The sequence below is a fragment of the Microbacterium testaceum StLB037 genome (assembly GCF_900104345.1).
GTDB classification, from domain to species: Bacteria; Actinomycetota; Actinomycetes; order Actinomycetales; family Microbacteriaceae; genus Microbacterium; species Microbacterium testaceum_A.
Genome location: NZ_FNJN01000005.1, coordinates 190,034 through 201,936 on the forward strand (window position 1 = coordinate 190,034; position 11,903 = coordinate 201,936).

11 protein-coding genes are annotated in these 11,903 nt (G+C 70.1%); 6 read left to right on the plus strand and 5 right to left on the minus strand.

Going from position 1 to position 11,903, the window contains the following annotated elements; genetic code table 11:
- Positions 1 to 84 precede the first annotated feature (84 nt).
- The 5 genes from BLS25_RS12280 to BLS25_RS12300 all read right to left on the minus strand — a co-directional run bounded on the left by BLS25_RS12280 (position 85) and on the right by BLS25_RS12300 (position 6,857).
- Positions 85 to 1,725 carry an HNH endonuclease signature motif containing protein gene (locus BLS25_RS12280; RefSeq protein ID WP_074696120.1) on the minus strand — a complete coding sequence of 547 codons (1,641 nt, stop codon included), beginning with the start codon at positions 1,723 to 1,725 and terminating at the stop codon, positions 85 to 87.
- Between the two features lie 309 nt (positions 1,726 to 2,034).
- A complete protein-coding gene (locus tag BLS25_RS12285; RefSeq protein WP_074696122.1) occupies positions 2,035 to 3,489 on the minus strand; it encodes a GH1 family beta-glucosidase in 1,455 nt (484 codons plus the stop codon).
- Positions 3,490 to 3,518: 29 nt separating this feature from the next.
- Entirely contained in the window at positions 3,519 to 4,424 is a 906-nt protein-coding gene (locus BLS25_RS12290) for a carbohydrate ABC transporter permease (RefSeq protein ID WP_074696124.1), read from the minus strand.
- The gene (locus tag BLS25_RS12295; RefSeq protein WP_056225680.1) at positions 4,421 to 5,506 is read right to left on the minus strand and encodes a carbohydrate ABC transporter permease; all 1,086 of its coding nucleotides are present in this window, start codon (positions 5,504 to 5,506) and stop codon (positions 4,421 to 4,423) included. The genes BLS25_RS12290 and BLS25_RS12295 overlap by 4 nt, the downstream gene beginning before the upstream one ends.
- 76 nt (positions 5,507 to 5,582) lie before the next feature.
- A complete protein-coding gene (locus tag BLS25_RS12300) occupies positions 5,583 to 6,857 on the minus strand; it encodes an ABC transporter substrate-binding protein (RefSeq protein ID WP_074696126.1) in 1,275 nt (424 codons plus the stop codon).
- A gap of 242 nt (positions 6,858 to 7,099) precedes the next feature.
- On the opposite strand from BLS25_RS12300, the gene purS reads away from it, so the two are divergent.
- From purS to BLS25_RS12330, 6 genes are all read left to right on the plus strand, one after another.
- A complete protein-coding gene (gene purS / locus BLS25_RS12305; RefSeq protein WP_056225673.1) occupies positions 7,100 to 7,348 on the plus strand; it encodes a phosphoribosylformylglycinamidine synthase subunit PurS in 249 nt (82 codons plus the stop codon).
- Positions 7,345 to 8,052 carry a phosphoribosylformylglycinamidine synthase subunit PurQ gene (gene purQ / locus BLS25_RS12310; protein WP_074696128.1) on the plus strand — a complete coding sequence of 236 codons (708 nt, stop codon included), beginning with the start codon at positions 7,345 to 7,347 and terminating at the stop codon, positions 8,050 to 8,052. The genes purS and purQ overlap by 4 nt, the downstream gene beginning before the upstream one ends.
- A 126-nt stretch (positions 8,053 to 8,178) precedes the next feature.
- The gene (locus BLS25_RS12315; protein ID WP_074696130.1) at positions 8,179 to 8,883 is read left to right on the plus strand and encodes a GntR family transcriptional regulator; all 705 of its coding nucleotides are present in this window, start codon (positions 8,179 to 8,181) and stop codon (positions 8,881 to 8,883) included.
- Between the two features lie 101 nt (positions 8,884 to 8,984).
- Positions 8,985 to 9,479 (plus strand): ureidoglycolate lyase, encoded by a 495-nt coding sequence (locus BLS25_RS12320; protein WP_074696132.1) that lies wholly within the window; start codon positions 8,985 to 8,987, stop codon positions 9,477 to 9,479.
- Positions 9,476 to 10,954, plus strand: a complete 1,479-nt coding sequence (locus BLS25_RS12325) for an FAD-dependent oxidoreductase (RefSeq protein WP_074696134.1) — start codon at positions 9,476 to 9,478, stop codon at positions 10,952 to 10,954. Before BLS25_RS12320 ends, BLS25_RS12325 begins: the two co-directional genes overlap by 4 nt.
- Positions 10,951 to 11,880 (plus strand): 2-hydroxyacid dehydrogenase, encoded by a 930-nt coding sequence (locus BLS25_RS12330; RefSeq protein ID WP_074696136.1) that lies wholly within the window; start codon positions 10,951 to 10,953, stop codon positions 11,878 to 11,880. The genes BLS25_RS12325 and BLS25_RS12330 overlap by 4 nt, the downstream gene beginning before the upstream one ends.
- Positions 11,881 to 11,903: the final 23 nt, after the last annotated feature.

Genomic DNA, 11,903 nt, shown 5'->3' on the forward strand with positions numbered 1-11,903 from the left:
GGCCGCGCACCCGTTCCCGCCCGGTGGCGGGGGGGGAAAGGGACGAGTCGGTCCCTCACGCGCGGAGCGGGGAGGGCTGCCGCTTTAGAAGGGTGGTGGGTCGGTGTTATAGGTGCCGCCGAGAGGAGATATCCAGGCGGTGTCGCCGTCCGGGTGATCGTCGATGTCCCAGCGACTCTCATGTCGGAGGCGGTGGTGATGGCGACACGTGGGGTCGAGATTGTCGTCGTCGGTGGTGCCGCCGTCGGCCCAGGCGGTGAGGTGGTCGATGTCGCAGTCTCGTGCGGCGCGAGCGCAGCCGGGGAAGACGCAGGTGGGTGAGGTGATGCCCAGCCACCGCCGCAGGGCGACGGGCACCCGATACGTTCTGCGGTCGAGCACGAGCGGTGCGCCGGTCACGGGGTGGGTGAGCAGCCGGATCCACGACCTCGCGGTGCCAGCCAGGAGTCGGGCGGTGTCGAGGTCGATCGGTCCGTAGCCCTCGAGGGTGGCGGGTTCGGCGTCGTGGCCGAGGAGGGTCAGCGCGGGAACCGTGACGATGACCGTCGCCGGCGGGGCGGAGCGGAACGTGCGTGGGGCGTCCGGGGCCAATCCGGTTGGTGCCGCGGATGGGGCGGCTGCGTTCTCGGCCGAGGCGTCCGCGGTCGCGTTCGGGGCGGAAGTGGTGGACGAGACAGCCGGGGCGTCCGTCATCGTGATGAGGTCGGCAAACGCGTCAGCGCGGAGTTGGGCGAGGGTGCGTTCTTCGTCGGGCGCGGCGCGCAGGTGCCGGGCGGCTTTGTCGAGACGCGACATGACGGCCCGAGCCCGGTCAGCGGGGAGCAGCGCGTGGAGGGAGGCCATGCCATCCAGCTCCGCTCTCATCCACACCCCCCGATCCACCGCGGCGCGGCGATGGCGGGCCTCGATCGATTCAGCGTGCACGCGTTCGCGGATCGCGCGCGCCGCGACAGCGAACTTCGCCGGGGTCAGCACGAGCGCCGGCGGGCACGCCTCGTCGTCGAAACGCTCGAACGCGTCGGCGTCACCGGCGGGAAGCGTCGACGCCAACCGAGCTGCATCGACGGCGTGCTTTTCGGAGAGACGCCCTTCGCTGAACGCGGCCCACAGCTTCGGGCACCCCACCGCCAAGGTCTGCGCGTGCGCCGCGCGCGTGCGGACCGTCTGCTCGGACAGGTGAAGCCGCACCGCAATCTCCGCGACCGCGGCCCGCTCGGCGAGATCGACGCGGTCCCGGCGCACCGCACCCGGGGTGCGGCCCCGGGAATCAACCCAGGCACGGTCGAGCGTGGGGTCGGGCCCGACCCAGGGGGTGGGGTCGAACGCGGCGTCGTCGAGGATCGCCAGGATCAGGCGGTACTCCTCAGCAGTGGCCCGCTGCCGCTCGGCGACCACATTCTCCAGGTGCCCCACCCGCGCATCGACATCTGACATCGCCAGAACCGTGCTGTCGAGCGGGCGCACGAAGACGTCCCCCTCCCACGCATCGACGTCGCCGGGACCGTCGGGCGGCACATACCCGCGCGGCTCGCTCGGCACAGGAGAGGCCAATCCGTCGCCGGGCGCCGGGGTGCCGGCATCCGTCCCCCACTCGACATCGCCGCTCTCACGAAACGCCGCCCACTCCGCTTCGAACTCCAGCTCGTCATCGCTCGGCCACGGCGCTCCATCGCACTCCCGAAGCGCCGGCATCGGCCGGTGCGCGGAGGGTGCGGGGCGGGTCATGGCAGAACGATATCGCCGACCTCCGACATTGGATCGGGGCGATATCGAGGGCCAGCTGTTCGCCGACACCCCCGCATGGTCGAGCCGTTATCCCCGGCTCGGCAACGTCCGAGACGCCTGTTCGACCCCATCGCCTGTCCCGCCGTCGAACACAGCGCGGCGCAGCCCCGCTCATGCTCCACCGTCCCGTTGCACCCGCCAGGGCGCGCGCAGCAGAACCCGCACGCCCGGCAAGGGGGCATGCGGCTTCTGGGGCGCGTTATGCGTCGCGTATGGACCGTTGCGTGACCGGCCCCGGAGAGATGACCGTCAGCCGACGGTCGCCGACTCCAGCGCGCGGTCCGCGATCACGCGCGCGTACGCGAGCCCCGAGTCCTTGATCGTCCGCTCCTGCGTGGCGTAGTCGACGTAGACGATGCCGAAGCGCTTCTCGTAGCCCCAGGCCCACTCGAAGTTGTCCATGAGCGACCAGTAGAAGTAGCCGCGCACGTCGACGCCCTTGTCCACGGCATCCAGAACCGCTCCGAGGTGCGCTTCGACGAACTCCACGCGCTCGACGTCGTGCACGCGGGCCTCGCCGCCGTCGGTGACCAGCTCGTCGTCGTACGACGCGCCGTTCTCGGTGACGTAGAGCGCCACGCCCGCGTCGGCCGAGTAGTCCTCGCTCACCCGCTCGAGGAGGCGGGTCAGCCCCTCGGGCTGCACCTCCCAGTGCATGTTGGTGCGGGCGAGGCCGCGGTCGTGCCAGTACAGGTTCTCGTGGGCCGGGAAGGGCTTGCCGACCGGGCGCGGGGTCGGCGCGTCGCCCGCGGGCGGGTCGACCTCGGGCGCCGTGCCGCCGACGAACTCGCCGTGGTAGTAGTTCACGCCGAGCGAGTCGATGGGAGTCGAGATGACGTCGAGGTCGCCGGGCTGCACGGCCTCCTGCCAGCGCGCCACCGCCTCGGCATCCGTCGTGCGGAAGTCCTTGATGATGTCGGCCGGGTACTCCCCGCGGAACACCGGGTCGAGGAACCACCGGTTGAACTGCCCGTCGATGCGACGCGCGGCGTCGAGGTCGGCGGGATTCGCCGGGTCGACGGGATCCGCGACCGTGAGGTTCAGGGTGAGTCCGAGGTTGAGCGACGAGTCGCGCGCGCGCAGCTCGCGCACGGTCTGGCCGTGGCCGAGCAGCAGGTGGTGAGCGGCGAGCATGCCCTCGGCCTGCGAGTAGTGGCCCGGGGCGTGGATCCCCGCGGTGTAGCTGAGGAACGACGAGCACCACGGCTCGTTCAGGGTGGTCCACACGTCGACGCGGTCGCCGAGGGCGTCGTGCATGTCGAGCGCGTACTCCGTGAAGCGGTCGCTCGTCTCGCGGACGGTCCACCCGCCCTTGTCCTGCAGCGCCTGCGGAAGGTCCCAGTGATACAGGGTGAGCCAGGGCAGGATGCCGGCATCCAGCAGCTCGTCGACGAGGCGCTTGTAGAAGTCGACGCCCTTCGCGTTGAGCTCTCCCCCGTCGGGGCGCACGCGCGACCACGAGGTCGAGAAGCGGTACGTCTGCAGGCCGAGCTTCTTCATCAGCTGCACGTCACCGGCGTAGCGGTGATAGTGATCGCACGCGACATCACCGTTGTCGGCGTTGATCACCGCATCGGGCACGCGGCTGAACGCGTCCCAGATCGAGGCCGTGCGGCCGTCTTCGAAGGCCGCCCCCTCGATCTGGTAGGCCGCGGTGGCGGCGCCGAAGAGGAAGCCTTCGGGGAACGAACGGGAGTGGGACATGGATCGGGTTCCTTCCGTGGGCGCGAGGGTCATCCCTTGACCGCCCCTTGCATGATGCCACTGACCAGCTGCTTGCCCGCGAAGACGAACAGCACCAGCAGCGGAATCGTCGACAACAGCACGCCCGCGAGGACCTTCGAGTAGTCGACGAAGTAGTTGGACTGCAGGAGCGACAGGGCCACCGGCAGCGTCGGATTCTGGCGATCGAGCACGATGAACGGCCAGAAGAAGTTGTTCCACGCGCTCACGAAGGTGAACAGTCCGAGCATCGCGGCGGCCGGGCGCGCGGCGGGCACGCCCACCGTGAGGAACGTGCGGAACGAGGTCGCCCCGTCGACGCGCGCGGCCTCGATGAGCTCGTCGGGGACGGCCTGGCGCAAGTACTGGGTCATCCAGAACACCCCGAACGCGCTCGTGAGCGCCGGAACGATGATGGCACCGAGCTGACCGGTCCACCCGAGCTCGCTGAAGAGGATGTACAGCGGCACCACGCCCAGCTGCATGGGCACCGCCATCGTGCCGACCACGAACAGCAGCAGCCACGGGCCGCCGCGGAAGGTCAGCTTCGCGAAGGCCCACCCGGCCAGCGTCGAGAAGAAGACGACGGATGCCGCGATGATCCCGGAACTGATCACCGAGTTCATCAGCGCGGGCCAGAAGTTGACCGCCGGATCGCCCATGACGGCCGCGGCATTGGCGAGGAAGTTCCCACCCGGGATCCACGACATGTTCGGGTCGCGGACGGTGGAGGCGTCGCCCGAGCCGATCAGCAGCGACCAGTAGAACGGGAACACGCTGGCCAGCAGCACGGCGCCGAGGGCGGCGTAGACGAACCAGCCGGGGCGCGATCCGCGCACGGCACGCGTACGGCGGCGCCCACGGGCGGGCAGGTCGCGATCGATCACGGGCACGGGGGCCGGGGTCACGGCGGTCATCGACGCGCCTCCTTCGTGGGGGTGGACAGGCGGGCGGCGTCCGCCGCGAGACGTTGCTTTGCGGCGCGCGCCTGTGCGCGTCGCTCTCGACGGGACCGCTGGTCGCGGCCGCCTTCGTCGCGGACGAGCGAGCGGGTCACGAGCATGTTCATCGCGCCGATGATGAGGATGATCAGGAAGAGGATCCACGCGAGCGCAGCCGCCCGGCCGAAGTTCCACTCACCCCACCCGATGTTGTAGAGCCACAGCGTCACGGTCAGCCACTGGTTGTCGGCTCCGCCCGTGCCGTACTGGTCGTACATGCGGGGCTCGTCGAAGATCTGCAGTCCGCCGATGGTGGAGGTGATGATGACGAAGATGAGCGTCGGCTTGAGGCTGGGCAGGGTGATCGAGAAGAACTGACGAACCTTGCCGGCACCGTCGACGGTGGCCGCCTCGTAGAACTCCCGGGGAATGGCCTGCATCGCCGCGAGGAGGATCAGGGTGTTGTACCCGGTCCAGCGGAAGTTGACCATCGTCGCGATCGCGACGTGACTCGCGAGGGCGTCGGAGTGCCAGGGCACCGCGGGAAGACCGAGGTTCTGCAGGGTGGTGTTCACGACGCCGTACTGGTCGCCGAACATGTTGCTGAAGATGAGGGCGACGGCGACGGGGGCCATCACGTAGGGGATGAGCACGCTCATGCGCCAGAACGTCTTGGCGCGGATGTTCTGGTCGAGCATCGCCGCGATGAAGATCGCGAGGATCAGCTGCGGAACGCTCGAGAGCAGGAAGATGCTGAAGGTGTTGCGCAGAGCGACCCAGAACTTGGGCTGCGAGAGCACCCACGCGTACTGGTCGAAGCCGATGAAGTGGCCGGAATTGCGAACCAGGTCCCAGTCCATGAACGAGATCACGGCCGTGTACGCGATGGGGAAGAGGCCCGTGATCGCGAACAGGATGAAGAACGGCGAGATGTAGAGGTACGGCGAGAACTTCAGGTCCCACGCGCTGCGGCGCTGGCCGAAGCCGATGCGTCGCGGCTGCCGCGCGCCGGCGGGCGCCGGCGCCGACCGAGTGGGCCGTTCGAGTGTGCTTGTCACGGTGGTGTCTCCTCCTCGAGACGAGGGGCGGATGCCGGGGGCCGGTGCTGCGACCCCCGGCATCCGCCCGCGTCGGTCACTTCAGGGCGTCGACCTCGGTCACCCACTGCTGCCACGAGGTGGCGGCATCCTGGGTTCCGTCTTCCACTCGTGTGAGCGCCTTCTGCATGGCGTCGTTGATCTGGAAGTAGAACGTGCCCTTGTACGGCGACACCTTCACGGCCTCGGCGCGATCGGTGAGGATCTGACCGACCGGGGCGTTGTTGAAGTAGGCGTTGGTGTTGCTCAGGAGCGTCTCGTTCTTGAGCGCGTCGGTCTGGCTGGGGAAGGTCCCCGCGTTCTCGAACGCCTTGATCTGGGTGTCGGGGCTGGTCAGCCAGTCCGCGAGCTCCTGCGCCGCGGCGACGTTCTTGCCGTTCGAGGGGACGGTCAGATACGAGCCGCCCCAGTTGCCGCCGCCGCCGGGGAAGGCGTTGGCGATGTCCCAGCCCTTGACCTCGGGGGCGTTGCCCTCGATGACGCCGAGCATCCAGCCCGGGCAGAGCATGGTCGCGAAGGCGCCGTTGGACAGTCCCGCCATCCAGTCGTCGGACCACTGGCCGAGGTGCGCCGACTGCGTGGCGCTGGCCTTGAGCACCTGGTCATAGATCTTCTTGACCTCGGGGTTCTCGGTGGCGGTGATCTCGCCGGTGTCGGGGTTCTCGTAGGCGTCCTCGACCTGGTTGATGGCCCCCTGGTAGGTGCCTCCGGCCGAGTCGAAGAACGGCTTGCCGGTCGCGGCGACGTACTTGTCGCCCGCGGCGAAGTACGTCGACCAGTCGCCCTGGAGCATCTTGGCGACCTCTTCGCGGTCGGTGGGCAGGCCCGCGGCGGCGAACAGGTCGGAGCGGTAGCAGACGCCCTCGGGGCCGATGTCGGTGCCGTAGCCGATGAGGTTGCCTTCGGAACTCGTCGCGGCCTTGACCTTGTAGTCGAGCCAGCGGCTCTTCAGGTCGTCGGGGACGGGGGCGAGCAGGTCGGCGTACTCCATGACCTCGGGGAGCCAGTCGACCTCGATGGCCTCGATGTCGGCGAGGCCGGTCTTTCCGAGCTTCTGGAAGTAGTTGGCACGGGCGTCGTTGCTCGTCGCGGCCTTGTTGTGCACGATCTTCACGTTCGGGTGCGCGTCCATGTACTCCTTGAGGAGCGCATCGGTGTACCCGAAGTCGTTGAAGGTGGCGACGGTGAGCGTCACCGGTCCGTCGCCGCCCGAGGCGGAGCCCCCGCCGCCGGAGCAGCCGGCGAGCACGAGGGCGGAGGTGGAGGCGACGGCGGCGACGAGGGCCACACGACGCAGGGCGCGGTTTTTCACAGATCACTCCTTTGTGGTGGGTGCTGACCGGCGCTGCGGAGAGCTCCACCAGCATCTCGTGGGAGCGCTCTCACCGATCGGGGTAGACGCTATGGGATCGCTCCCACGAGGTCAAGGAAAAGCATCCGGATCGTTACCTCACGTCACCCGGGGCATTGCTAGAGCGCCGAAAGCAGGGCGGAGACGAAGGCGGGCCTCCCGTAGACTGGCCTTCACCACGCCACCCGACTCCTGGAGCTGCAATGCCCACCATCGTCGTCGACGTCATGCCCAAGGCCGAGCTCCTCGACCCCCAGGGAAAGGCCGTGGCCGGCGCCCTCTCGCGCCTGGGTGAGCACCGCTTCTCCGACGTGCGCATCGGCAAGCGCTTCGAGCTCACCGTCGAGGGTGAGGTCGACGAGGCGACTCTCGCCCGCGCCCGCGAGCTCGCGGACGAGATGCTCTCGAACGCCGTCATCGAGGACGTCGTCAACATCGAGGTGGTCGAATGATCGCTCGCATCGGGGCCATCACCTTCCCCGGTTCCCTCGACGACCGCGACGCCCAGCGCGCCATCCGCCTCGCCGGCGGCGAGCCCGTCGCCCTCTGGCACGGCGAGCACGATCTGAAGGGCGTCGACGCTCTGGTCCTGCCCGGCGGCTTCAGCTACGGGGATTACCTGCGCGCCGGCGCCATCGCGGCCTTCGCGCCGATCATGGCCGAGGTCAAGGACGCCGCGGGCAAGGGCATGCCGGTCCTCGGCATCTGCAACGGCTTCCAGATGCTCGTCGAGGCGCACCTGCTGCCCGGCGGCCTCATCCGCAACGCCCACCAGCAGTTCATCCGCCGCGACCAGCGCCTGCGCGTCGAGAACGCCTCGACCGCCTGGACGAGCGACTTCACCGAGGGCGACGAGATCGTCATCCCCCTGAAGAACGCCGACGGCGGATACATCGCGGATGCCGAGACCCTGGCGCGCGTGAACGGCGAGGGGCTCGTGACCTTCCGGTACGTCGGCGTGAACCCGAACGGTTCGCTCGACGACATCGCGGGACTGACCAACGAGCGGGGCAACATCGTGGGCCTCATGCCGCACCCCGAGCACGCCGTCGAGCCCGGCTTCGGCCCGGGAACCCCCGCGGCCATGCGTTCGGGTGTCGACGGCCTGGGCTTCTTCACCTCGGCGATCGCCGCCGTGGTGGGCGCCGCGGCCTGACGTCACCCGCGACCTCGCCCCCCCCGCACGGGGGGCCGGGGATCGTCGCCGGAGGACGGCGCCCCCTCGGACTCCCGCGACGCGCGGGGAGTGATGGACACGGGGTCGATCAGGGAGGATGAGTGCGTGCGCGTACCCGATCCCGACCCGATCATCGAGGGCATCCTGGCCCTGTGGAGCAGCGAGGGAGCGCCCCTCCCCTCCGAACCGCGTCTCGCCGAGATGCTCGGGGCGAGCCGCAACTCGGTGCGCGAGGCGCTGATCCGACTCGAGGAGCGGGGTTACGTCCACCGCACCCAGGGGGCGCGGACCACGTCGAACCGTCGACTCGCGGGCGTCGGCCGCCGCATCGACCAGCAGTTCGATCATTCGCTCTCGATCCGCTCCGCGGGGTACGAGGCGTCCCTCGACCTCGTCTCGTCCGAGCGCCTCGACCTCGCCCCGGGTGCGCACCGCTTCGACGATCTCCCCGACGGCACCCGCGTACTGCGGACGGTGAAGATGTGGCGCGCGGACGGCGCCCCCTACGCCCTGGCGGAAGATCTCGTCCCCGTGGCACGTGACGCCGCGCTCGACCCTCATCGCCCGGTCTTCGATCTCGCCGAGGCCGCGAACGGCGTCCGCGTGGCCTGGGAGACGCTGTGGATGGAGGCGGTCGGACTGGACGCCGAGAGGGCGGGGATCCTGTCGAGCGCACCCGGCACGCCCGTGATCGAAATGACCTACTGCGGGTACGGCGCCGACGATGCGATCGGGTACTGGTCGCGCGAGGTGCAGCTGGCCGCCCCGGCGGGCCTGCGCAACGCGCTGATCCGCCGGGTGCGATCGTGAGCGTTTCCCTCGCGTAACAGCGTGGTGAACATGTCGGACAAGTACTATCTCGGCTTGTTGGACAAGCGTACGGTCGAGGGACCCGACGAAAGCGAGCTCCCGTGTCCGACACCCTCACCGTCCACCGCCTCACCGCCGAAACCGTCACCCCCGCGACCTTCGACCCCTTCGGCGTCGTCCTGACCCCCATGGAGGACGGCACCCCGTTCACCGCCGAAGAGGCCGTACTCGACGTGTCGAACGGCATCCCCCGCTTCTACCTCATGCACCTCGACGACAAGGCTCCCGAGTTCGTGCGCGTGACGCGCCACCTCGAGACCACCCAGACCCTCATGGCGGTCGGCGACGTCGAGTGGACCATCGCCGTGGCCGCCCCGGGCATCGACGCCCCCGCTCTCGACGACCTGCGCGCGTTCCGCATCCCGCCGCGCACCGCCATCACGATGCGCAAGGGCACGTGGCACGCCGGTCCCTTCTTCGCCGAGCCGAGCATGGACTTCGTCAACCTCGAGCTCGATGACACCAACGTCACCGACCACCACAACCACCGCTTCGACGACACCCTCGGCGTCCGCGTCGTGGTCGACGGGGAATGACCGTGCTGACCCCGCTCCCCGACGCGGCGGCCCGACTCGCCGCGCTCGAACGGGAGGCCGCGCACCAGAGCGCCCTCAGCGCCGGCGACGGACGCTCGTGGGTCGGCCAGCGAGACGGCATCCGTCCCGTGGTCATCGTCGGGGCCGGTCAGGCCGGACTCGTCCTGGCGCGCGGACTGCGTCGGCGAGGGATCGACGACGTCGTGGTGATCGACGCCGCGCCCGCCGATGCGACCGGCCCCTGGAGCACCTACGCGCGCATGCACACGCTGCGCACGCCCAAGGACATCGCCTGGCCGACCTGGGGAACGCCCGCGGTGAGCCCGCGCGCCTGGTTCGAGGCCGTCTACGGAACCGACGCGTGGGACGCGATCGAGTACTTCCCCACCGTCGCCTGGCAGGGCTTCCTGCGGTGGTACCGCGAGGTGTCCGCCCTCACGGTCGTCCCCTCCACGCGCGTGCGGTCGCTCACCCCGACCGGAGGGGACGGGCCGATCGAGGTGCACCTCGAGGGCCCGGACGGCGAATGGATGCTGCCCGCTCGGCACGTCGTCCTCGCCACCGGGATCGAGGGAGCCGGGGGGCGGCATGTCCCCGCCCTTCTGCAGGGGCTCCCCGCCGGCCGCGTGCACCACACGCACGACGAGATCGACTTCTCCTCCCTCGCGGGTCTGCGCATCGGCGTGCTGGGCGCGGGGACGGGGGCGTTCGACAACGCCGCCACCGCGCTCGAGCACGGCGCCGCGAGCGTCGAGGTGCACATGCGGCGCCCCGCCATGCCGCAGGTCAGCCCCTACCGCTGGATGGAGTTCGCCGGTCTCATCGAGAACTACGGCGCCTTCAGCGACGCGCAGAAGTGGGCCTTCAACGTGCACCTGTCGGCGGTCGACCAGCCCGCCACGCAGAACGCCCTCTGGCGCGCCCACGCGTTCGACGCCTTCCGCTTCTTCACGTCGTCGCCGTGGCAGCACGTGCAGTGGACGGGCAGCGACATCGCGGTGACCACGCCGCACGGCATCCATCACTACGACGTCGTCCTGTCGGCGACCGGGATCGTGGCCGACCTGGAGCGGAGGCCGGAGCTGTCGGCCATCGCCGCGGATGCCACGCTGTGGAGCGACCGCCTCGCCCCGGAGGCCGCGGCGCAGAACCCCGGGCTCGCCGCGTTCCCCTACCTCGACGACGATTTCGGCCTCGTCAGCCGGAGCGCTCCCGACGCCTCGGCGCTGTCGCGGATCCACATGTTCAACCACGGCGCGCGCCTCAGCCAGGGGATGCTGAGTCACCAGATCCCCGGGCTCGTCGGCGGAGCGACCAAGCTGGCCGCCGCCCTCTCTCGGCGACTGTTCGAGCGCGACTCCGACGAACTGATGCGGGAGTACCTCGCCTACGACGTGCCCGTCGGTGTGCACATCGGGCGCCGCCCGCAACCTCCGCAGCCCGCCGAGGCGACCGGAGTAGCGTCTCTCCGGTGACCACCCCGACCCCCCTCATCGTGTCCGTGCCCACCGACGAACTCCGTGACGACCTCGGCGATCTGCCCGAGGGCGTCGAGGTGGTCGTCTGGGATATGACGGGACCGGCCCCGCGCGACAGGTTCGACATGATCGTCCCGCCGTACATGTCGATGAACGACGTGATCGGGCGCCTCTCCGAGATCGAGGTCGGCCTCGTGCAGGGCCAGTCGATCGGCTACGACAACGTCGAGGGGCGCCTGCCCGAGGGGATCGTCTTCGCCAACGCCTCGAGCGTCCACGAGACCGCCACCTCGGAGCTCGCCGTGGCCCTCGCCCTCGCGGCGCAGCGGCACCTGCCGGACTTCGTCCGCGCGCAGGATCGCGGCGAGTGGACGAGCGGCATGACCCCCGGGCTCGCCGACGCCCGCGTGACCCTTCTCGGTTTCGGCGGCGTCGGCCGCGCGATCGCCGCCCGCCTCGCGCCGTTCGAGGTGACGCTGCGCGCCGTCGCCTCGCACGGGCGACTGCAGGACGACGTGGAGGTGTTCCCCCTCGGCAAGCTCGAGGAGGTGCTCGCCGACACCGACATCCTGATCGCGTCCCTTCCCGGCGGCGACGCGACCCGCCACCTCCTCGACGACCGCGCGCTCTCGGCGCTCCCCGACGGCGCGCTCGTCGTGAACGTCGGCCGGGGACCGCTCATCGACACCGACGCCCTCGTCGATCACGTGCGCCGTGGCCGCATCCGCGCGGCCCTCGACGTCACCGACCCCGAGCCCCTCCCCGCGGACCACCCGCTGTGGGCTCTCGACGGGGTGCTCATCGCTCCGCACGTGGGAGGGGCGACGGATGCCATGCGCCCGCGCATCGCCCGACTCGTGCGGCGGCAGATCGAGCGCCTGCACCGCGGCGAGAAGCCGCTGAACGTGGTGCTGGGCGGCTGATCGCCCCCGCTTTCCGCCCGCGC